Consider the following 23,246-nt stretch of genomic DNA (forward strand, 5'->3'; position numbering starts at 1 on the left):
TACTGCCAAGCGCGCACAACACTTCAAAATACCGTTATTCGTTACCAGTAATTTTGGCATGGCTACGGATAAAGGCGATGACTTTCAATACATCATCTGGCTTCAATCCATCATCGGGTGCCATCAGGCCAAATCCTTTCGCGCCCATCCCACCATTGGTGCCATGCCAAATGGTTTCAAACATACCTTTATTGGTTGCATTTTTAGCGTAGCGGAAATTCTCACCTATCAAGCCAGGACCCACTGCGCCCTCACCGTGTCCGCCATGGCAAGCCACACACGAAAACAGGTTAAACTTTTTCTTCCCTTCTTTGATGGCCTCTTCGTTGCCAATATAAGGGTTTTTACCAGTAGCCAAAAATTCCTTGGCGGCCGGTGTATCAAACATTTTTTGATCAATTTCCAGAGGCTGACCATCCTGCGTTGCCACAAACTGGATAGCCTTCACATCGCCACCTGTATTCGCAGCTGCACCAGATGACTGGCCATCCTTACTACATGCCACCACCAATGTCGCCAGCAATGCCGTTAAAAGCATATTTCTCATCTTTACCCCCATCTTTCCATGTATCCAAATGTTCTTTGAAATAAAACGGTTTTTAATTGTTTTTTATAATCAAACCGACTGCATTTATTGTGCCACAAAAACAAAAAACGGTCACCTCAGTGACCGTTTTATTCGCAACGAATTTACTCGTTACCTGTCATGCCTACGTTGCTGTTGCTACGAATGTAAGCAATCACCTTCAGCAATTCATCAGGTTTGATGCCGTCATCTGGAGCCATCAGGCCAAAGCCTTTAGCACCCATACCACCGTTGGTACCGTGCCAGATTGTTTCAAACATCCCTTTGTTCGTTGCGTTTTTTGCATAACGGAAGTTTGCACCAATCAAGCCTGGGCCTACAGCACCTTCACCTTTACCACCGTGGCAGGCCACGCAAGAGTACATATTGAAAATTTTCTTGCCTTTTTTAATAGCCTCTTCGTTACCGATGTATGGGTTTTTACCAGTCGCCAAGAATTCTTTAGCAGCGTCTGTATCAAACATTGCTTTGTCGATGTTGATGGTTGAGCCGTCTTGAGTAGCTGAAAATGTAATATCAGCCATTGCACCCGTGGCAAATGCCATCAAGGAAATCAACAATGCTGATTTAAAAGTGTTGCCTAACATGTTTTCTCCTAATCCTAAACAAAATGAGCGACGTTAACATCCATCCCAACCAAAATATTAACGTATGCTCATTTAACGAATCGTTCCAGAAACGGTTGACGAATATTTCCGAATCTCTGTACAGAAACTTTCACTCAGCCATCTCAAAACAAGCCAATGATTCTACTGTGTTTTTTTTAGATTGTCATCAGTGACTGCCTGTTTTTGAAACTTTTCCGCCATGCATGTTACTTTTTATACACACTATCACCTTCAACTACTGGCACTGTTGGAATGCCGTAATCTTTCAGGATCGCATCAATCTTGTCCTTATTACGCTCGAGCGCTTCGTTGATCATCTTGATACGATCCTTGTCCTTCATACGCACTGCGACCGAAATGTTCCAGTATTCCTTACCCTTGAGGTTCACCTTGTTGTATTCAGGAATCAGGCGCACCTCTAAAGGCACTTTGGATTGCTTGGCAAAATAACCTGCAATCGGCCCCCACATAACGGCAACATCAATATCACCCTTGACCAAGTCATCGATAATAAAGCTGGTTGGCAAATTCAGGTCACGTTGCAAACGATATGGGCGTGCATTCGTCATCAAGCCATAATCATTCAACGGAATGGTTGCTGGACTCTTGTCAACAATACCGATGATGCCCTTTTTCAGATCTGGGGAATCCCAGTTATTAATGTCGTAGTTACTGTCTTTACGCCAGACAAACACATGGCCGGAACGATAGTAAGGCTTGGAGGTTCTCAAGCCATCAAAGTCAGAGGTCATACCAATAATCACATCACATCGCATCGCATTGATGGTATTACGCAAAAAGCCTTGGCGATTGTATGCATATTGAAAGGTCAATTTCTTACCGAGATCATCAGCCAGCACTTTCGCAATCTTGTCTTCAAAGCCTTCGAGCTTTAAATTGGAGTAAGGCATATTATCTGGGTCCGAACAGACCTTGAACTCTGACTCATCCGCGACACGACGTATTTCACCGATACGGCCTTCGTCCGGATTAATGGACGGGATGTCAATTTCTTCGGCAAACACCACACTTTGTGTGGCAAACATCATCGCAAACGCACCCACAATATTCCATGTAATTCTCATTTTGACTTCATCCTTTTTTGTGATTGTTTCCTGTCGTTTTTGGAGCCTGGTCTCACTCAAAAGTTCTACCAATCAACGACAAAGTGAATCATCTTATCGTGAATGCGTTTTCATTTGTAGCCAAAACACATTTAATTTTATTCCTCTTGTTTTGAATCATGATATTCATGAAAAAAAACACCCTGCCGAAGCAGGGTGTTAAGGAGTCAACGTATTACTACGTGTAACTTAAGACTAGCTCAAATTACAGTGAGAAAACGTTCAGTGCACCGCCGCCAGGAGCAGCGTTGTACTTGGTCAACTCTTTGTAGCCACCAGCAGCACCCAGCGCGTCGGTGTCGTTGGTCATACCCAGGTTCATCGCAACACCAGCCCAACCGCCGATACCGGACAGCACGCCAACGTATTGTTTACCCTTGTTGCCGTATGTGAATGCGTTACCAATCACGCCAGAACCAACTTGGAATTTCCACAGTTCTTTACCGTTTTGTGCATCAACAGCTTTGAACCAACGATCCAGAGTACCGTAGAACACGATGTTAGAAGCTGTAGTCAGAGCACCGCCCCAAGCAGAGAACTTCTCTTTGTTGTACCAAACTTTTTTGTTGGTCATTGGGTCGTAAGCACCGAAACCACCCATCACGCCGTCTGGACCAGCAAACATGGTCAATGTCGCACCAACCCATGGTTGACCAGCAACGTATTTGGATTCAACTGGCTCGTATGTCATACATACGTGGTTCAATGGTGTGTACATCAGACCAGTTTTTGGAGAGTAAGCAGCTGGCTGTTGGTCTTTAGTACCCAGAGCAGCTGGGCAAACACCCTTAGCGTTGTAGTCTTGGTGAGTAGAAGCAGATGCCAGTTTGTTAGGCACACCTGTTTTCAGGTCAATATCAGTTGCCCAGTTAACGAATGGGTGTACTTTTTCAGCAGCTACCAATGTGCCGTTACCAGCTTGCCATGTGTAGATGAAACCGTTACGGTCATGGTGCCATGCGTATGTTTTGCCACCTTTGTCGAACAGGATCACTTCGTTAATACCGTCGTAGTCCCACTCATCGTGTGGAGTCATTTGCATGCCCCATTTAGCCACGCCAGTATCCAAATCACGAGCAAAAATTGTCATGGACCATTTGTTGTCGCCTGGACGTACATCTGGGTTCCATACGGATGGGTTACCAGTACCGTAGTAAACCAGGTTTGTACGTGCATCATATGGCCACCAGCCCCATACGGAACCGCCACCATGCTGCCAGCCGTCTTTCACAGCTTGTGGTTTCAACCAAGTACGTGTACCTAGTTCTTTTTCACCAATTTTCAGGCTGTCGTTAGCCAATTTTTTGAAAGAACCACCTTGCTTGTTACCGCCGTTTACATCTTCGTAAACTGACAGAGCATTGTAAGATGGGTTTTCTTTGTTGAAGTCAGCACCGATCAATACTTCGCTGTCTGGGCCTGTAGAGTAAGCTTTCCATGCCAGGGAACCGTCTTTGATGTTGTATGCAGCGATAAAGCAACGTACGCCGAATTCAGCACCTGAACAACCGGTCAATACTTTGTCTTTGATCACGTGTGGCGCGTTGGTGTTAGTTGCACCGACTTTTGGATCAGTGTTTTTAACATCCCATACTTTAGCACCAGTTTTTGCATCTAAAGCAACCAACATACCGTCGTTTTGTTGCAGGTAGATTTTACCGTCGCCGTAGCCCAGACCACGAGAAACGTTGTCACAGCACAGAACTGCTTGAACGCTTGGGTCTTGTTTAGGGAAATAAGACCAAACGATTTTTTGGTTATCGTTCAAGTCCAAAGCATATACGTTGTTTGGGAAAGCAGTGTGAACATACATCATGTTGCCCACAACCACTGGAGAACCTTCGTGACCACGGTTTACACCAGTCGCGAATGTCCAAGCAGCTTTCAGGTTTTTAACGTTGCCTTTGTTGATTTGAGCCAAGGCGCTGTAACCGTTGTTGTTATGTTGTCCACGTGGGTGAACCCAGTTATTTGAATCTTTCATTGCAGCTTCTTGGTCTGCAGCTGCGAAAGCAACCATTGGCAATGCTGCCACCAGACCCAAGGCCAGTTTGATTTTGTTAACTTGCATATTGATCTCCAAAGTTAGTACTAAGGGTTTAATATAAGTACACATTTAATTTCGCCAACACTAGGATCAGCCCAATTAAATTTTTACGCATACTTTACACATTGATGGTTAGGGAAAAACTCCTGACTGATCGTGGAATTTATCACTTCCCGCATGTGAGGATTGCAATATAGAACAATTTGTTTTCAATTGCAACAGTTTGGTTACAAATTGGTTACAATTTTTTCTAATTATTTTTTGTTAGTTTTTTGCCACCTTTTTTATTCATTTTTTCTCAATAAAAATCATATAGTTAAGAAAATAAACCATGACAACATCCTCTCTGTACCCCGAATGCCTGCCTTATAACCAAACTGTCATTCCTGTTACAACCACACACTCTATTTATGTAGAAGAATGTGGCAATCCGCATGGCATGCCTGTCATTTTCTTGCATGGTGGTCCCGGCAGTGGATGCAATCCGGCTCAAAGGCGCTTTTTCGATCCGGACCATTATCGGATTATCCTGTTTGATCAGCGCGGTTGTGGCCGTAGCCAGCCCGCTGGCGAAACGAAAGAGAACAACACCCAGGCCCTGGTTGCAGATATTGAAACCATACGAAATTACCTGGAGATAGAACGTTGGCATGTATTTGGTGGGTCGTGGGGCAGTACACTCGCGCTGGCATATGCCAACACCCACCCCTCGCCGGTGGTTAGCCTGACGTTAAGAGGCATATTTCTTAGCAGGCCACATGAAATCCGCTGGTTTCTCGGGCAGGTGGCTCTATTTTTCCCGGAGGCCTGGCAGACCTTGCTGGCACCCGTCCCCACCAGCCAGCGGGAAAATATCCTGGATTACTACGCGAGCCTGGTGTTTGATGAAGATATCTCCATCAGCATTCCGGCAGCCATAAGCTGGAATGCTTTTGAAGCGAGCATCATGAGCCTGATTCCAAAGATGGACAGTGCTGAGGTGAATGGCGCAATTGAATTGGCACGCGCAAGGGTGCAAATCCACTACATACAACATTTATGTTTCGTCGATGGTGATGAGATGTTACAGACTGCAGCCAAGCAGCTAGCTGACATCCCGACTACCATTGTACAGGGCCGTTATGACATGGTATGCCCACCACAGACTGCCTGGGAGCTCGCAAAGGCCTTACCGCATGCAACTTTGGTCATGGTACCCGATGCCGGACATTCGGCAATGGAACCTGGCACCTGCCAGGCTTTAATGGCAGCGACCGAGCAATATAAACGGTTGGCTGCATAATCGATCGCAAAGTGGAACGGACTTTATGCAATCTGCGTCATGGAAACTGTTGCTGCAGCAATGGCTAAGTGCAAAACAGCGTCTATTGTCTTATCGCTACTGCACGCCGCTATTTGTCATTCATACTACCTTGCAAGGGGTCACCAGGCACCGCTTGATGGGGCTGGCTGCCGCACTCTCCTTCTATGCGTTGTTTGCCCTGATTCCGCTGATCGTGCTGATTTTCTTTTTAATCAGCCACCTAGTGTATTCATCTGATTACGCCATTGTAAAACTGGCCATACTCACCAGTAATCTGCTGCCTGAATTCAGCCAGCGCATCATGGTCGAGGTTTATCACAATACACGCACCAAGGCAGGCTGGGGAGTGATTGGTTTCCTGATCTTGTTATGGACGATTACGCCCCTCGCAGCCTATATGCGATCAAGCTTTCACCTGATTGCGAGCCGCAATGATGCCAACTCGTTCTGGTATAAGAAATTTCATGATGTGCTGGCCGTGCTGGGTGTTCTACTCGTCTTTTTTTTATTTACTGCTGCGGGCTTTGTGCTGGAAAGCATGATTGTTTTTTTAGCCAACCACCTCCCGGCAACATTCATTAACCATGTCGGCTCCATCCTCTCACTCACCTTGACGACATTGCTGATTGCTGGCTTCTATCATGCGTTTTCCCCGCTCCAGGTACACTGGCGCCACCTCTTGCTTTCAGCCTTTCTAACTGCAAGTCTATGGATGCTCATGCGGCCGGCTTTTGGCTTGTTTTTGAGTTTGAACAAGAACTTCGGGGCTGTATTTGGCAGCATGAAAGCCATGTTTATCTCCATCAGTTGGCTATATCTGAATTTTGCCGTATTTTTAATTGGCATTGAATTGATGGTGACTCTCAAGCAAAAAGACGTTTTGCTATTGAAAGGCCTGTTCGACGACATTCCCAATCAGCAGCATTATTTGCAGGCGCTAATGCAGACCTATGGCCAGACTTATACAGAGGGTCATTATGTGTTTAAAGAAGGTGATGCGAACCACCATTACTACATGGTGATAGATGGCACACTACATTTAAACCAGCAGCAAGCAGATGGCACCGATAAAACATTGCGCATTCTGCAGTATGGTGATTTTTTTGGCGATATTGCTTTATTTTCATCCATGCCAGTGACCGCCAGCGCAGTGGTTGTTTCGCCCCAAGCCTCCGTGATAGAGATTGAGGCCGACGTCATGGAGAACCTGCTCATTGAAGATCCGAAAATTGCAGTGCGTCTGCTAAAACAACTGTCTCATCATGCGCAAGTGAAGCCAGCGATGCCTATATAACCGTTGTGCTAACGATATTTGCGCCAAATCAATGCAGACAAACATTGCGAAATTGTAAGATGTGTTACAAAATTGTAACCATCTTTGGAATTTTCGAATCATGGCTGCTCCCCTTTCACAAGAGATCAATACACTGATACAACAATTGAATCACGGGCAATTTGAAACCGTGATTCAGCGCGCACGTCCTTTGGCTGCACAATATCCACGAGAATTTATTCTGCACCACCTGCTGGCATTAGCACTCGACCAAACCCAGCAATACGTGCTGGCTGCCCAGGCCTATGAAAAAGCGTTGCAACTCAACCCCAAAGCAGCAGAGCTTTGGTTCAACTATGCCATCGTCCAAACACAATTGGATGCGTTGCCAGCGGCCGAGCAGGCCTATCGCAAGGCGATTGCATTGAATCCGCAGTTCTTTGAGGCACATGGCAATCTGGGGACGGTCTTGCAAAAACAGGGGCGCCTGGATGAGGCCATGGCAAGTTACCAACAGGGATTGCGTATCCAGCCGCAAGACGCGCGAGGTCACTTCAACCTGGGGACAGTATTGCGTGATAAAGGACAGCTGTCGGCAGCTGTGCAGAGCTACGAGCGTGCGATTATGCTGTTCCCCAATTACACCGATGCCTATAACAACTTAGGTGAAACCTGGCGCGACCAAGGCGATATGTCCAAGGCGGTGCAATACTATCAAGAGGCCCTGCAGCGCAATCCACAACATCCGGGGGCCAATTACAACATGGGCGAGTTTTTATATCTGGCCAAGCGCTTTGAAGAAGCGATCCCACATTTCCAGGCTTCTCAGCTGGATGACTGGCAAGCCCGCGTGCTTTATTGCTTATACCGGGCCGAAAAATTCGCCGCCTTCAAGCAACTACGTGACGACATTATCAAGCAAGCCCCGCATACCGCACCATTTATTGCAACATTATCCACCCATTACAGCCTTAATCATGGCGAACCAGACCCCTACCAGTTTTGTCCTGATGGACTCTCGTTTGTTTATCACCGCAGCTTGCCAGAACTAGCGCCTGGCAGCCCGCTATTAGCAGCACTCCTGGAAAGCATTGCGCAAGCAGACATCGCAGAACGCAAGCAAGCACGCCTAACCAATGGCAAACAGTCCGCTGGCAATTTGTTCAAACGCCCCGAAGAAGCCTTCAGAACATTGGGCGAATTGGTAAAGCGGGAATTCCGTCAATATCGTGACCAATTCCAACATGCAGAGTGCGCCCTGATCACTCATTTTCCGGACACACTGGAATTTACCAGTTCATGGTATGTAAAAATGCAAAAAGGGGGGCACCTGGATGCGCATATTCATGAAATCGGCTGGATCAGTGGCGCTGTTTACCTGGCGATGCCACAAACATTGGATCCACGAGAAGGCGCCTTTGAATATGGTACCCATGGCGATCATTATCCCCAGTTGCATAACAACTTTCCCACGCGCTTTATCAAACCCAATATAGGGGATATCGTACTTTTTCCCTCGTCCCTGTTTCACAGAACCATCCCATTTAATGCGGATGCGGAACGCATTTGCGTCGCGTTTGATTTAAAACCGGCAGTACATCTGGTAAGCGCAAGAAACCAGTACTAGACCACTTGGTGAATATACCAATCATTCCCCCGATTAACCTGAAGGCAAACCGCCTTATCAAACCGATACAGAAATTATCAGTTTTGCGGATTGTGGATTCCATGGCGCAAGGTATGATGCTTTATGGGTATAGTGCGGCCCAGGCATCATAACCGCAGTTCCCCCATTCGCGCGATTAACAACCTTAAGGGAGTCCGATCAATATGAGCTCAGTTCGCCGGACATGTGTATTATTATTCCTGCTCAGCATGGGCATCATTCATATGGCTCAAGCGCAAACGGAAGACTTGCGCGCAACCAAGAGTGAATTGATCTTCAATTTAGCGCTGCTGAGCCAGGCACCGAACCGACCGCAACAGGATACATACGTCATTTGCGCCTTTGAAGAAGACATTGCTCATCTAAAAGCCACCACACTGGAATCACAAAAGCTTCAAAACCTGCAAATTTTTCTGGTCACAGTAAAATCCCTTGCGGATGTTAAACGTTGCAATCTGTTATTTATTCAAGACTATGTCGTACAAAAAACGCTAGAATTGCAACAGATCATTCAAAAAGATTCTGTACTAACCGTGGTCCATCGAAGTAATCAATTTTCCGAATACAGCCATGTCGAAATCAGTGAGCAGGACAAACACTATCAGTTCGCACTGCACCTCACCTCAGCAAAAGTGGCAGGCCTCGTCTTTGACACACGGCTGATCAAACTGGCGACTAATATCATCAATTAATGTTCTTATGATTAGACTGCTACCTCATCTCAAAATCGCACACAAGCTACTGCTCACCGAGCTGGTGATGACATTGAGTATGTTGCTGGTATTTATTGTGTTTGCATTTGGCAGTCACTACCATAGCTTGCGCACGCACCTGATTCGAGACATTCTGGTACAAATGAATGTGGTGGCCAACTCGATTGGTCCGGCAGTCATGTTTGGAGAAGTGAGTTCCGCAGTCAAAACGCTGGAACCGCTCACCGACAACCAGAATATCCGCAGCATTGTCATTCTTAACCAGCAACAGCAGCCACTACAAAGCCTGCATCCAGAACATCCAAGAACTGCGGCCGTCTGGCAATGGCTATATCCCTTTTTTGGCGACCTGGAAGTATCGACGCCGATCATCGTCAACGAAAAAAACGTCGGTAGCTTGCAAGCGACTATCAAACAGGAACAGATTGTGGATGTGCTGATCGGCTTTGCCTGGTCAAACGCCATTGCTGTCCTGGCGGCAGCATTGACTGGCTGCCTGATCATGTGGCGACTGAATCGTAATATTGTTGACCCCATCCATGCCTTGCAAACTTTTGTCAGCAATATCACGCGCAATCATCATTACGATCAGCGCGTCAAAATCACCAGCGCAGATGAGATAGGCATGCTGGGCCACGACATTAACAACATGCTGGAAAGTATTCGCCAGCGTGACTCACAACTGCAAAAAGAACTGGAACACCGCAAGATCATTGAAGAAAAACTGCAGTTTTTAGCGCATTACGATAAAAACACTCAGTTACTTAACCGTCACGCGTTTGAAGAAGCAATTACCCGCAAAATCACTGCCACGCCGGATGACCGCAAACATGTCTACCTGCTATTACTTGATCTGGACCGCTTCAAGATTGTTAACGATGCTTTTGGCCACGGGACCGGAGATAAATTGCTGCAACAAGTGGCCCATCGCCTGCGCGGCAACCTGTCACAAAAGGATGCCATTTTTCGCCTGGGCGGCGACGAGTTCGCCATTTTGCTGGATGCCTCCGGACGCACGACCATAGAACAGGTCTGCAAACGCATTATCCAAACCATTTCTGCCCAGTTTATTGTCGATGACCATGAAATCCATATCGGGGTCAGTATTGGCATTGCGCTACTCAGGCCGGGCTTTGACTCAAAAACAGAGGTCATGAAAAACGCGGATGTCGCGCTTTACCAGGCCAAGGATGCTGGTCGCAATACATTTCGTTTTTACAGTGACGAAGATGAGGCTAGCACCTCTGAATTACGCACCCTGCGCGAGGAATTGCATTTTGCGTTGCAGAACCAGGAGCTGGAGCTGTATTACCAACCGATTATTCATACCCAGCAATTGAAAACTATCGGCTTTGAAGCCCTGTTGAGATGGCGTCATCCAAGCAAAGGAGTGCTGGCACCGGACCAGTTCATCAGTCTGGCTGAAGGCTCAGGACTCATTATCAGCATCGGTGCCTGGGTGATTCACCAGTCACTCAAGCAACTGGCGATGTGGCAGGAGATGTTTGACCGCGACCTGTTCATGAATGTGAATATCTCCTCACGGCAGCTTGATGACGACAGCCTATCGAATACCATACGTCATGCACTGGACTTCTACCATATTGCGCCTCGCACATTAAACCTCGAGATCACGGAATCCATGGTCATGCGGAATATTGAATCGGCCAAGCAAATTCTTTACTCCCTGAAACAACTGGGGATAGGTATTGCCATCGATGACTTTGGCATCGGCCATTCGTCGATGAACTACCTGAAACAATTGCCGGTGGATATCCTTAAAATTGACAAGCAATTTACAGCAGGCATCCCACAAGACAAGGTGGATATCGCGATTGTCGATGCCTTGGTGGCGCTCGCGGTTAGTCTGAACCTCAAAGTGGTTGCCGAAGGCGTGGAAAGCGCCATCCAGTTTGAATACTTGCAATACAAGCTGTGCCATCATGTGCAAGGTTATTTATTCAGTGCCGCCCTGTCTGCCAGCCAAACCACCACATTTATGGCCGAGTTTCCCGAGAGTATTCCGGCCATGTTTCGTAAAGTTGCGGGCTCTACAGGTTCTTAAGTAAACGCGTTTTAAAAATAAGCAAGTAACAAAAAATATGTCTGGGGGAATACATGTTGCGATTTAAATCATCTTCTCTATGGCTGGGGTTGATATTCTCAACTTATCAGTTAAGCAGCTATGCTGCAGGATTTGCCTTGTCAGAACAAGGCGCAAGTGGCTTAGGAAACGCCTATGCTGGCGCTGCGGCCATCGCAGAAGATGCCAGTACGATTTTTTTTAATCCTGCAGGGATGACTTACTTACAAGGCAGCCAAATTGTCGGTGCCTTGCACTTGATTAAAACCAACGGTGATTTTGACAATAAAAATAGCGTGCCTGTAGCAGCGTATGCGGCAGGTGGAGAAGGTGGCAATTTAGGCAGCCTGGCTGTCATCCCTAATTTTTTCTACAAACAGGATATTAATGAGCAACTCAAGTTCGGCTTAGGGATAAGCACACCCTTCGGCCTTAAAACAGAGTATGACAAGAATTGGCTTGGCCGCTTTCAAGCCATTAAGTCTGAACTCAAGACCATAAATATAAATCCATCACTTGCCTGGAAACTCAATGATCAATGGTCATTTGGTTTTGGTGTTTCTGCCATGTGGGCGCAAGCAGAGTTGACTAGTGCGGTAAATCTTTCAGCCTTAAACTTACCAGAGTCTTCAGCAAAAAACAAAGGAGATGACTGGGGGTTTGGCTATAATCTAGGTGCCATTTACCAAGTAACTCCTGACACCCGGTTAGGCTTGGCGTTCCGCTCAAAAGTCGAACAACACTTAAAAGGCAATGTATCCTCCCCCTTTACGTTAGCCAACGGTAATCCACTCCAGACCTTAAATACGGATATCACAGCCGACTTAACTCTTCCTGAAACCCTTTCCATAAGTAGCTTCAGTCATTTGAATGACCGCTGGGATTTACTGGCGGACGTGACTTGGACTCGCTGGACTCAGTTTAAAACACTAACCATCTTGCGTGACAATGGATCGAATACTGCCGTTGGCACAACGCAAGAACACTGGAACAACACTCTACGTTATTCTGTCGGCTTGAACTATCGATATTCAGACAGCATTAAATTGCGTACTGGCGTCGCCTATGACCAAGAGGCGATTGATAATGATCGCAGAACGTCACGTATTCCTGGCAACGATCGACTCTGGCTCTCATTTGGTGCCAGCTGGCAATATAGTCCGCAGACTAGATTAGACGCTGGTTATGCACATCTTTTTATCAAAGAGGCCAGCATTTACGATGATCAGCGCACCCCCGCCCCCAGCAAAGGGCTGATTGACGGCAAATATGATGGCAGCGCAGATATCCTCAGCCTGCAATTCACGCACCAGTTCTAAGCTTTATCACATCAGAAAATACTACAAACAGCCAAACGTTTTAAAAACTGCCTGGCTGTTTGTTTATGATTGATATACATTTTTTTATCCGTAAGTTTCATGTAAGCCGCCTGTCATCCAACATTCACACACAAACTCGAAAATCCCTGTTCTGAAATCACCAGCAAAACCGTTTTCAAGGATAGAGGATGGACATCAAGCATTTTTTCAAACTGGCAATCCTGCCGTTAATCATCAACCAAGCATTTGCAGCCCAAACACAAAGCACGACAGATACATCCATTACCACCACAAAAGAATCACCTTCTCTTGTCTCCCGTTTTATGAATGATGATAATCCGTTCCGTATTAATTTCGATCTGGGCGATCACCCTTCTTATTTCCAGGTTTACGGCTTGGTGGATATTGGCCTGTCCCATATCAATCACTCTCTGCCCGAGAACTACGAGTTAGCCAATAACTTTTACCCTTACGCAGGCGCAAAAAAAACCAGCAGGGTCACATCCCGTACTAACTGGGTAAACGGTGGTTGGCAAGGATCACGGCTGGGATTTAAAGGTGAAGTGGCCAAACTGCAGGCCTGGGACCATGATTTTAAATTCATCTATCAGTTTGAAGCTGGTTTTAACACGCTGGACATGAAGTTACATGATGCCGCACAAACACTGGCGGACAACTCTGGCACCAATGCCAACTCCAGCGTCAGCGCCAACTCTTCCATGAACGGCGAGTTGTTTACCCGGCAAGCCTGGGCGGGTGTTGATGGTGGCTCATTAGGGAAGTTGACCTATGGCACCCAATACAACCCGTTCTTTGAAATCACTGTGACCTATGATCCTAACGGCAAAGCCGATAGTTTTTCACCGCTGGGTGAGAGTGGTACTGTTGGCGGCGGCGGTGGCGTGTCAGAAAACTCCCGTATGAAAAACTCACTGAAGTATGCCAATGTGTACGAAACTGAGGATCATGACAAAATCAATTATGCCATCATCAACCAGTTCGGTAACTCCGCCGGCACTGCTCACGGGAATGGCTATACCACGCAATTGGGCTATGAAAGCAGTGCATTCGGCATTCAGTTGGCCTATGACAGATTCTTTGACTCCGTGAAATCAAACTCTGCTGCGCCTGGCAACCCGTTAGCGAATGACACAATCGCAGTCTCGCTGTATAACACCCAAGCCGTGCTGCTCACAGGCCGATGGATGCCAACGAAAGACCTGAAATTAATTGGCGGGATGGAGTGGTATCAATTACAACCGTCATCATCGCCTTCTATCAGTTATCACAACATCTATGATCAAACCGTGTTTGGCGGTGTGGCCACTTCGGCATTAAAACCGGGTTTCAAGCAAGATAACTATGTGTATTACCTGGGAGCCAACTTTGACTTTGCGCAACGCGTGCCTGCCCTGACCGGACTGACAACATCCATTGGTTACTACCTGACCAAGGCAGATGCGATTGAAGGCCCCACTGTTTCAACCAACTCGCAGGGTAAAATTGATACCTGGACGGCGATGGTGGACTATAAAATCAATAAGCGTTTCGATACTTACCTCGCCTATACCACCAACCACTTTTCGGGCGACAAATATCCACGCGCGACGAACTATACGAATGTGACCAGCTACGGTGCCGGCTTACGTATGAAGTTCTAACCATTAGCCTAAGGCAATCTTTTTAATTGCTTGTTGCTATAAAAAAGACTCAAGTAGCACTTGAGTCTTTTATTTGGTGATGCTTCCGTTTCACAAAACTGCCTACCTGGCTGAGGCAATCTCGCGAGACTGCAGTACAAGCATTTGTTCAAAAGCCTCGGCCGGGACAGGGGGGGAATAGAAAAAACCTTGCGCGTAATCGCAATGAATGTCTATCAGCAAATCTCGTTGCAGGGCGGTCTCCACCCCTTCAGCAATGACTTTGAGGCCCAGTTTGTGCGCCATCACAATAATTGCCTCGCACAATACATAACTTTCGTTACCGGCATTCAGATTTCGCGTGAAGGACTGGTCAATCTTCAGGTAATCAATATCGAATTTGCTGAGGTAAGAAAGCGAGGAATATCCGGTGCCAAAATCATCAATGGCTACCTGGATGCCCATGTCTCTGAACTGCAACAAACGTTGCTCAACGATAGGGTCCGGATTAAGGAGCAACCCTTCAGTAATTTCCACCACAATCCGCTTACCTTCCAGCCCCATGCTGCGTAAAGCGTGCACCCAGTCATTTTTTGTATCCATCTGTTCTACAAACTGGACCGGTGATTTATTGACACTGATGGCAAAGGCATCATCACTCACCAGTGACTGCCATTGCATCGCATGTTGTGCTGCCTGATTTAGAATCCAGTCACCCATGGCAACAATATCGCCGGTTTCTTCTGCCACTGGAATAAACAAACTTGGACTGATCAATCCACGTTGCGGATGTTGCCAGCGCATCAACGCTTCTGCTTTCGCAATTTTGCCTGTTGCAAGGTCAACGATGGGTTGGTAATAATCGCGCAATTCGCCATTTTCAAGCGCCACGCGCAAATCACGCGCTAAACTGACACGTTGCGACAGGGCCTCTTTAATCGCCAGTGAGAAAAAACGCAGGTTGTTACGGCCACGGTTTTTCGCCTCATACATGGCTTGGTCTGCATGCTGTATCATTTCTTCAGCGTTGACCGCATCTTCAGGATATTGGCTGATGCCGATACTGACTGTGACATAGACCCGTTCGCCTCCCAGAATCATCGCTTTGGAGATTTCCTGCAGCAACTGCTGGCCAAAGGCTTGTACATCCGCACAGGCTGGTTCTGGCAAAACAATGGCAAACTCATCGCCTCCCAAGCGGGCTACCAGCATTTGATCAGACAAGCACTGCCGGATGCGATGACCGATTTCCATGAGCAATTCGTCGCCACTACGGTGACCCAGCGTATCATTGACCTCTTTAAAACGATCCAGATCCAGCAATAACAGCCCGAGTTTTTGCTGATGCTCGGCGGCCGTGGTAATTGCCTCATGCAAGTGACTATTGAAATAATGCCGGTTGGGCAATTGCGTCAGGCTGTCGTAATTAGCCTGTTGCCAAATCACTGCATCCGCCTTTTTCTTGTCAGTGATATCAATATGGGTACCACGCATGATCCATGGCTCACCACTACTGGTACGTGAAATCAACCGTCCCCGATCAGCCACCCACACCCAGTGTCCGTCGTGATGACGCATACGGATATCGCACTCATAAAAATCAATTTCCCCCTTGAGATGCCGCTCAACTACCGCAAGCGCAGTTTGCCAGTCATCAGGATGCGTTAATGATTTGACCTTGTCTGCATTGAGCGGGGCCAGCGCTTCAAGCGTATAACCCAGCATTTCTGTCCAGCGATGATTCACCTGGCATACACCAGTTTGTATATCCCATTCCCAGGTCCCGGCCCGTGTAGCATCAATAATGTCGATCAACCGCAAACGTTCAAGCTCAAGCTCCTCACGTTTACTTTCTATTTCAGCGGTTTTTCTTTTCACAGCAAGGCGCAGCATGAACACCAGCAAGACCAAACTCACGGCAACAGTCAACGCCGCAGCCAACGCCCACAAAGCTTGGCCAGAATAGAGATGTTTCTGCAAAGGTCGGCCCTTCCATTTTGCCTCAATCGCCGCCATTTCGGCAGGCGTGATCGCCGCCATGCCTTTTGCAATCAAACTAAGTGTTTGCTCATTCCCTTTTTTCACTGCCCGGTGAAATTCACCCTGGTAAAGGGTAAAGGCTCGCAATATTGTTTGGTCTGCGTGGGCGCGATAGAGATAATAAGTGGCCGGATAATCATCCATACACAGGATTTTGATCTCACCTTTGAGTGTGGCCGTGATCATTTCTTCGTAGTTGTTATACAGCCTGAATGATTGAACCCCTGCTTGCTTGAGGTGAAAAATACAGCCATCGCCCTTTTGTACACCCACAGTAAAGCCACTTAAGTGGTTGGAAGTAGCAAGACCGCCTATGCTTTCATGGGCATAGATCCCGACAGGCAAGGTGGCATAGGGCGCACTGAAACTGAATCGTTTTTCACGCTCGGGATCCTGATAAATCATTTCAATGACATCGGCATGCCCACTCAGCAGTTGCTGGAGCGCCTGCTCCCAGACAATCGCCAGCAACGTCACCTTGACCCCTGTCTTTTGTTCCCACAATTTCCAGGTGTCAGCCACAATACCCACGGTATTACCGTTAGTATCTTTGAATAAATACGGGGGATAGTTATCGTCGCTGATCACCGTGATGGATTCTGCAGCTCTCACATTTGCCGCGATGCTCAGACACAGCATGACCAGGCTGCAGAGAGGGCAGAGTCGTGACATTTTGCCGTCAACAAAAGCACGTAAGAACCTGGCAACACACTTATTCATGGTTGATTAGATGTGGTCCTGCGATTGGTCGAAAAAGGCTAACCGCGCCATTATGAGCTGCATCATACAAACATTTACGGAAATTGTCCCTTCCACCTTTAACACCAGCCGTCATTTACGTTAAAAATACGGACTCCCATCATCAAGCAAACAATAAAAAAGCGCCAGGATCACCTTGCGCCTTCATAAAATAGCTGTGTTGATGGCTAAACGTCCGGGGCCCCGGCCTTGATTTTCGCAATCCAGTCTTCCACTTGGATAAAACCGGCCTCTTGCGCCTTTTTCGCGTCCGCCTCGGAAATCACATCTTGCACAAACTCCAGGCGCTTCCATTCAGCCAACGGCGTCTGGCATTGGGCAGTTGGCACATAGCGTGAATTGCTCTCTCGGGCATAGCGATGAATGTAGCGTGGGCAGTTTTGCCACAATTCGGACAGTGTGACCTTCACCACGAACTCGGCTTCCTGGTAAAGAGCCAACAGAGCCGGCTCCCTGGAAACCTGGCTGACGCCTTGCAATCGGATACGATGCGGGCGCTCGAATGAAATAAACAACATACCGATCTCCGCATTGCCAACCATATTGCCCACGGAAAGCTGCATGCCATTGCCGTTGTAAATTGGAAAGGTCAGCGTCTTGTCATCAATCACTCGCACAAAACCGGGGAAGCCACCTTTATAGGAAACAGTGGGCCGGCCATTGTGATCGACAGTAGACAGGAAAAACATATCCAATGACTCAATAAAACCTTTGGCATCCTCATCAATCTCAGTTTTACAGGCAATTTCCTCAATGCGGTCTGCCAGCTTTCTTGTGCCTTGTTCATCCTGCACCTTGCGGTGCGTTTCTCCAAATAAACGACTCATCATTCCCCCATTCATTGACTAATTGGTATCACATAGCATCCTACCCGCGGATTCTGGCATTTGATCGGGACGGTACGATTGCCGGGTATCCGATCAGGGATGCCATTCATTAAAACACACGGATAAAACGGAAACTCCATAGCCGTTCTGTTTTATCGGCCTGATCCAGCGTAGACCATGCAGTACCCAGCTGCAAGGTGTAATATTGGCTGACATCATAATGCAACTGCGGGGTCAGCCGATAGCGCCAACTGCCTCGATGGCTGACCTCCTGGTTGAGCTCCATGCCCAGGGTCAACCGGGGGGACACGTCATAAAAAACCGTATTATTCAGCAGATAATCGACTTGAGCGCTACGATTGATATTGTGGATACGCAGCCCCAGCATACTCAAGCTTGACCATTGTTCTGCTAACTTCAGGCCATAAATGTAAGTGGCATCCGCCGAAAGCGCACGCATATGTTTGTTCACATCCACAAACGCCTGCCAACCATGTGCCATCCCCTGACTGGCATCCATGCCCAAGGTTTGCTGCACGGCCAATTTATAGCGTTCATGGCTTGCATTCTGGAAAGGTAATTCGACTTCGATCGCCAGGCCATCCGCCATGCCATATTCCAGTTCAGGGGCCCAGTCGATATCACCCGTAAATGGGTTGTAGTCGCCTAATGCATTGATTTCGAGCTCCCCCTGCTTGACTCCCAGTGGACGCACCAAGTCATAGACCATGGGCTCGGGAATTCTCAGGGAATGATCGCTATGGGCTGCATCCGGCTCGATGAATACCGGTTCGGGGAGCCTTTCTGAAGCGAGCACGGAAAGGGGTGCTGCCAGAATCGCGAGCCAGCCGAGCAGCGGGTAAAAACACTTCATCAATAAATTTATATCAATAAAATGCTATGTTAGCACATTCAATAAAGGATTTTTTTACATGCATCCTGCGACTAGTTAAGGCTAATACGGCAACGTTACTAATGGCAAACACGCCAGTACTTTTAAGCAACCTATTTCCACAGACTATAGGTATTTCGACCTCTATGTTTTGCCTGGTAAAGCGCCATATCCGCCTGCTTTAGCAGCTGTTTCAACGTGACCTCAGTGTCCGGGTCAAACAAGGTCAGGCCTATACTGATATGCACAAGGATTTCCCTGTGATTGATAAGCAGAGGCGTATTAAAAATGTCCAGCAGCTTAACGGCAATCTGTATCAATGCATGTTCCGACTGCTGATCTTTGACCACAATGACAAATTCGTCGCCCCCCAGGCGGCTGACCGTATCCAGATCGCGAATATTTGATTTCAGCCTGGCTGCCACAGCTTTGATCACCTCATCGCCGACATCATGGCCATACTGGTCATTGATTGCTTTGAAATGATCGATATCCAACGCCATCAAGCCAAATCTTTTGCGGTCACGCTTGGCCTCGGAATGCGCGTAATTGAGGCGACTTTCGAGTAATCTACGATTAGCCAACCCTGTCAGACTGTCCATCAAGGCACCTTCTGATAAATAATAACGTTCCTGGGCAAAAAAATATGCCAGACCGCCTATTAACACGCTTAATAACGCACTTAAAACAATACCCAGTCTGCGACTTGGCAACGATTGCATACTTTTGTTTTCAATCGCCCACTCCCATTTACCGTTAGGTACCCTGCTGCGCATGATGAAAATATTCTTTTGCTTGAATAGCGTTGCATCTCCGTGAAAGACCTGTTTATTATCTTGCGTCCTGATAGCAAAGGCAAACTGCGGGTTATGAACGCCCTTAAACGCTGACTGCATAAAACTGTTGGTATCAATCACTGTCGACATAATGCCCCAATAGTGATCATCCACAAAAATCGGGAAGCGGTATATCATGCCATTCCCGCCCTGAATCAGTTCGAGGGGGCCATCCAATACTCCTTGCCGGGAATCAATCGCCAATTTAATCTTGGGCCACTGGGAAGGCACATCACGATAATCGATGCCCAGGATTTTCTCATTGCCTTTTTCAGGGTAAACATAGGTGACTTTATAGTTAACGGCAACAGCGAAATTTTTGACATAGCGGGCATTGGACCAGAGGTCAGTCAATATGGCCTGCATTTTTTCCTGCTGGAGCTCATGACGGTAAACTTTAATAAAACTCGAAAGTCCATTGGAAATAAACAACAGCGAATTTAACTCTCGATCGAGTTCTACACGGAGTAGGCTGCCATAAGTAGCAGCTTCAATATAGGCTTCAGTTTCAGCTTTTTGGCGCTGGTAATCGAGCAGGAAATGCCAGAATAAAAAGGCTAACGCCGCCGCCAACACAGCGATAACCTGGCTTTTTAGTGTCTGACTTAACTGTTGAGGCACAATACGTTTAAGGTAAAGGAGAGTTCATGAACGAACCTGCTTACGATTTTACCTCAAGAAAACTGTTATCTTTACAATAAACAGCCACGTAATAACTATCTATTTCGAAAATGATTGCCGCGAAAAATGATTTCTCGTAAATTCCAGATCTGGTACGGCTATCAATGGTTACAAATCAATAAACCCTATCGTAAACGCCAGAACAAGTAATATCGCCAACAATACACCTACTGCTCGGGCAGGATCAATGCTCCAATGAACGGAGGCCAGACTTACTCGGCAGGCGTGTGCGACCATGAGGACAAACAGCACAAGGAGTAGCATACTGAACATATCTTTCTCCCGCTCAAAAGTAATCACTAGAGAATTTGCAACGCTAAGAATTTTGCAATGCTAAAAACTTTGCAAGTTAGATAAGCGCCATCATGCATTCATCAACAAACAATTTCGAGTCTATGAAGACTGAATTTTCTGTAGGAAAGATCGGACAGGATGCAATGAGCCTTTTACAGGCTCATTGCACGCGGAAAGATGAATATTAAGACAAGATGAATGTTAAATAAGACCCGATTCACCTGGTTGGGAAATCGAATTCAAGGCTGCGCCAGCACTCTGTTGTTCACTTAAAGCGAGGTCGCCAAGTGACACAATCCCCACCAGGCGGTGATCACGATCAACCACGGGCAATCGACGGACTTGCAACTCACTCATATAACGGGCAGCTTCTTCAACCGGATAGTCATCAAAAATATATTCTACTTCCGAGGTCATCACCTGTTGCACCTCGGTTTCCATAGGAGACAAACCTTCAGCAACCGCGCGAATGGTAATGTCACGGTCAGTCAGCATACCGATTAACCTGTCTTCTTTTTCGACTGGTAACAAACCAAAATCATTTTCCCGCATCAGCAGCGCCGCACTCTGCAAACTATCAGTGGGGGAAACCACTCTGACATCCGGAGTCATTACTTGGCTGATATTCATACTGCTCTCCTTTCTCTCATCTGGACTTTTAAGTCTAGCCTGACGAGGCCATCCTTGATTGTCAGGTATGGGATGAAAGTTGCGTAGGAAATACGAGGCTTTCAGCACCGCCCAAGGAATTCTGACAGGCATATCAGGGAAGCACCTATAAAAACACTGTCGCAGTCAACGTATTGTTAACAATCCATTTTAAGGAGATTAAAAATGCATATTGCGAACTTGGCCACTGACAGCCTGGGAGATGAAAATACCCATCCGGTGTTTCCCGATGAGAGCCATAAGCCCATCAAGCCAGATCCGGACACCCCCTACCAACCCACGGAACCGGCAGAGCCCGATATCCAGCCGGAAATCATAGGAGATCAATAGCGTTGGCGGCTTTCCCTCAAGATACCGCCTTTGACAGTACCTTATCGCTGATACGCAAGGGTTACCGGTTTATTTCGGACAAATGTCGTGCGCTGGATACTGACGTATTTGAAACACGGTTATTATTCAGAAGCGTGATTTGCATGCGAGGTGCAGAAGCCGCCCGGATTTTCTACGATCCTGATAAATTTCTTCGTCATGGTGCCATGCCCACGCGCGCTCAAAAGACTTTGGTCGGCGTAGGCGGGGTGCAAAGCCTGGATGGTGCTGCCCATAGACACAGAAAGCACCTCTTTATCAGCCATTTGATGAATCATGAACGCATCAACGCGCTGGCAGAGCTTCATCGCATGCACTGGCATTCAACATTGGCTTTATGGCCAATTCACGAGGAGATGGTGTTATTTGACCATGCGCAAAACACCTTATGCCGATCTGTATGTGCTTGGGCGGGGGTGCCATTGCCACCCAGTGAGTGTAGCCGACGCGCAAAAGAGTTTGGACTAATGATTGATAGTGGGGCGCGTATTGGATGGCATCACTTACGTGGCCGCATGGCAAGAAGTTCAAGCGAAAAATGGCTCATGGCCGAGATTGAAAAAATCAGGTCAAGCAAACAGGAAGCAGCAACGAGCATTTTGCAAGCTTTTGCCTGGCACAAAGACGAACACGGTGACTTGCTCCCCTCCCACACCGCCGCTGTCGAGTTGATTAATGTGTTGCGTCCCACCGTGGCCATCGCGCAACTCGTGGCATTCAGTGCGCTTGCTATCCACCAATATCCACACGTGCGGGAAAAATTACTCAACCAAAAGTCAGAATACCTTGACTGGTTTATTCTGGAGGTGCGCCGGTTTTATCCTTTCTTTCCGTTTCTTGCGGCGTATGCTCGCCAGGATTTCAACTGGAAAGGATGGCGCTTCAAAAAAGGCACCTTGACCCTGCTGGACATTTACGGAACCAATCATGACGGCCGAGAGTGGGAGCAGCCAGATATGTTCAACCCGGAACGCTTTAAAAATTGGTCTCAAGACGAATACACTTTCATTGCCAGTGGCGGCGCAACCTATGCCCAGCACCACCGCTGTCCAGGCGAATGGATTACCAACCGCTTAATGAAAGTGGCGCTTAAACTCCTGGTAGAAAACTTGCGCTATACCGTGCCCAAGCAAGATTTAAGTGTCTCGCTGGCGCGCATCCCCACTTTACCCAAGAGCGGGATGATTATTGCGCCACTCAGTTACTCTGCTTCATGACCGACCTGGTACCCGGCCTCAGTCAATGTGAAGGCTTCATCCACTGAGTAAATCCATCGCTTTGCCTTGGCATATTCCAGCCCTTCGACAAGATCGCTTTGTCCTTTGTGTTTTTCGTACCAGGCACCACTGAGCTTCACCGCTGTGAGGGTTTCCCCTGCAAACAGCCCGAAGTGATGCACGAAAATAACCGCGATCAAGCGCGCATTCTGCTCTGGAGAGCGGATGGTATCCTCCGCAGTCTCCTGATTAGGCAGCGCCTGATCCATCCCGCTTTCAGTTTCTTTAGTGACCATGAAT

Annotated in this window: 19 protein-coding genes; 9 read left to right on the top strand and 10 right to left on the bottom strand. The window is 47.3% G+C overall.

Features of this window, described 5'->3' with window-relative positions; translation table 11 throughout:
* Nucleotides 1–34: 34 nt before the first annotated feature.
* The 4 genes from F463_RS0112335 to F463_RS0112350 all read right to left on the bottom strand — a co-directional run bounded on the left by F463_RS0112335 (nucleotide 35) and on the right by F463_RS0112350 (nucleotide 4,389).
* Nucleotides 35–547: a c-type cytochrome gene (locus F463_RS0112335; RefSeq protein WP_081620826.1), complete on the bottom strand. Its 513-nt coding sequence runs from the start codon at nucleotides 545–547 to the stop codon at nucleotides 35–37.
* Nucleotides 548–690: 143 nt separating this feature from the next.
* Nucleotides 691–1,173, bottom strand: a complete 483-nt coding sequence (locus F463_RS0112340) for a c-type cytochrome (RefSeq protein ID WP_018987410.1) — start codon at nucleotides 1,171–1,173, stop codon at nucleotides 691–693.
* 227 nt (nucleotides 1,174–1,400) lie between these two features.
* Nucleotides 1,401–2,279 (bottom strand): quinoprotein dehydrogenase-associated putative ABC transporter substrate-binding protein, encoded by an 879-nt coding sequence (locus F463_RS0112345; RefSeq protein ID WP_018987411.1) that lies wholly within the window; start codon nucleotides 2,277–2,279, stop codon nucleotides 1,401–1,403.
* Nucleotides 2,280–2,523: 244 nt separating this feature from the next.
* Entirely contained in the window at nucleotides 2,524–4,389 is a 1,866-nt protein-coding gene (locus tag F463_RS0112350) for a PQQ-dependent dehydrogenase, methanol/ethanol family (RefSeq protein ID WP_018987412.1), read from the bottom strand.
* 307 nt (nucleotides 4,390–4,696) lie between these two features.
* Between F463_RS0112350 and pip the strand changes: the two genes are divergently transcribed.
* From pip to F463_RS0112385, 7 genes are all read left to right on the top strand, one after another.
* Nucleotides 4,697–5,647, top strand: a complete 951-nt coding sequence (gene pip, locus F463_RS0112355) for a prolyl aminopeptidase (protein ID WP_018987413.1) — start codon at nucleotides 4,697–4,699, stop codon at nucleotides 5,645–5,647.
* A 25-nt stretch (nucleotides 5,648–5,672) separates the two neighbouring features.
* Nucleotides 5,673–6,962 (top strand): YhjD/YihY/BrkB family envelope integrity protein, encoded by a 1,290-nt coding sequence (locus F463_RS0112360; RefSeq protein ID WP_018987414.1) that lies wholly within the window; start codon nucleotides 5,673–5,675, stop codon nucleotides 6,960–6,962.
* Between the two features lie 100 nt (nucleotides 6,963–7,062).
* Nucleotides 7,063–8,568, top strand: a complete 1,506-nt coding sequence (locus F463_RS0112365) for a tetratricopeptide repeat protein (RefSeq protein ID WP_018987415.1) — start codon at nucleotides 7,063–7,065, stop codon at nucleotides 8,566–8,568.
* A 203-nt stretch (nucleotides 8,569–8,771) separates the two neighbouring features.
* Nucleotides 8,772–9,299, top strand: a complete 528-nt coding sequence (locus F463_RS0112370; protein WP_018987416.1) for a YfiR family protein — start codon at nucleotides 8,772–8,774, stop codon at nucleotides 9,297–9,299.
* A gap of 7 nt (nucleotides 9,300–9,306) precedes the next feature.
* The gene (locus F463_RS0112375) at nucleotides 9,307–11,385 is read left to right on the top strand and encodes a bifunctional diguanylate cyclase/phosphodiesterase (protein WP_018987417.1); all 2,079 of its coding nucleotides are present in this window, start codon (nucleotides 9,307–9,309) and stop codon (nucleotides 11,383–11,385) included.
* A 53-nt stretch (nucleotides 11,386–11,438) separates the two neighbouring features.
* Nucleotides 11,439–12,722, top strand: coding sequence for an OmpP1/FadL family transporter (locus F463_RS0112380; RefSeq protein WP_018987418.1), 1,284 nt, complete (start codon nucleotides 11,439–11,441; stop codon nucleotides 12,720–12,722).
* Between the two features lie 188 nt (nucleotides 12,723–12,910).
* A complete protein-coding gene (locus F463_RS0112385) occupies nucleotides 12,911–14,383 on the top strand; it encodes a porin (RefSeq protein WP_018987419.1) in 1,473 nt (490 codons plus the stop codon).
* Between the two features lie 102 nt (nucleotides 14,384–14,485).
* Here F463_RS0112385 and F463_RS0112390 read toward each other — a convergent pair whose 3' ends face one another.
* The 5 genes from F463_RS0112390 to F463_RS0112415 form a co-directional block, all read right to left on the bottom strand.
* Entirely contained in the window at nucleotides 14,486–17,041 is a 2,556-nt protein-coding gene (locus tag F463_RS0112390; RefSeq protein WP_018987420.1) for an EAL domain-containing protein, read from the bottom strand.
* Nucleotides 17,042–17,328: 287 nt separating this feature from the next.
* Nucleotides 17,329–17,988 carry a pyridoxamine 5'-phosphate oxidase family protein gene (locus F463_RS0112395; protein ID WP_026295566.1) on the bottom strand — a complete coding sequence of 220 codons (660 nt, stop codon included), beginning with the start codon at nucleotides 17,986–17,988 and terminating at the stop codon, nucleotides 17,329–17,331.
* Between the two features lie 109 nt (nucleotides 17,989–18,097).
* Nucleotides 18,098–18,862, bottom strand: a complete 765-nt coding sequence (locus tag F463_RS0112400) for a hypothetical protein (RefSeq protein ID WP_018987422.1) — start codon at nucleotides 18,860–18,862, stop codon at nucleotides 18,098–18,100.
* Between the two features lie 131 nt (nucleotides 18,863–18,993).
* Nucleotides 18,994–20,292 carry a sensor domain-containing diguanylate cyclase gene (locus F463_RS0112405; RefSeq protein ID WP_245545243.1) on the bottom strand — a complete coding sequence of 433 codons (1,299 nt, stop codon included), beginning with the start codon at nucleotides 20,290–20,292 and terminating at the stop codon, nucleotides 18,994–18,996.
* A 600-nt stretch (nucleotides 20,293–20,892) separates the two neighbouring features.
* Nucleotides 20,893–21,321, bottom strand: a complete 429-nt coding sequence (locus F463_RS0112415) for a CBS domain-containing protein (protein WP_018987424.1) — start codon at nucleotides 21,319–21,321, stop codon at nucleotides 20,893–20,895.
* Nucleotides 21,322–21,525: 204 nt separating this feature from the next.
* Here F463_RS0112415 and F463_RS14995 point away from each other — a divergent pair, with 204 nt between their 5' ends.
* Complete coding sequence (locus tag F463_RS14995) at nucleotides 21,526–21,690, top strand: hypothetical protein (RefSeq protein WP_018987425.1); 165 nt, start codon at nucleotides 21,526–21,528, stop codon at nucleotides 21,688–21,690.
* A gap of 2 nt (nucleotides 21,691–21,692) precedes the next feature.
* Nucleotides 21,693–22,946 (top strand): cytochrome P450, encoded by a 1,254-nt coding sequence (locus F463_RS0112425; protein WP_018987426.1) that lies wholly within the window; start codon nucleotides 21,693–21,695, stop codon nucleotides 22,944–22,946.
* Here F463_RS0112425 and F463_RS0112430 read toward each other — a convergent pair.
* Nucleotides 22,931–23,242: a hypothetical protein gene (locus F463_RS0112430; RefSeq protein ID WP_018987427.1), complete on the bottom strand. Its 312-nt coding sequence runs from the start codon at nucleotides 23,240–23,242 to the stop codon at nucleotides 22,931–22,933. The two genes, F463_RS0112425 and F463_RS0112430, sit on opposite strands and share 16 nt — an antisense overlap.
* Nucleotides 23,243–23,246 lie beyond the last annotated feature (4 nt).

The sequence above is a fragment of the Methylophilus methylotrophus DSM 46235 = ATCC 53528 genome, assembly GCF_000378225.1.
In the GTDB taxonomy this organism is placed as follows: domain Bacteria; phylum Pseudomonadota; class Gammaproteobacteria; order Burkholderiales; family Methylophilaceae; genus Methylophilus; species Methylophilus methylotrophus.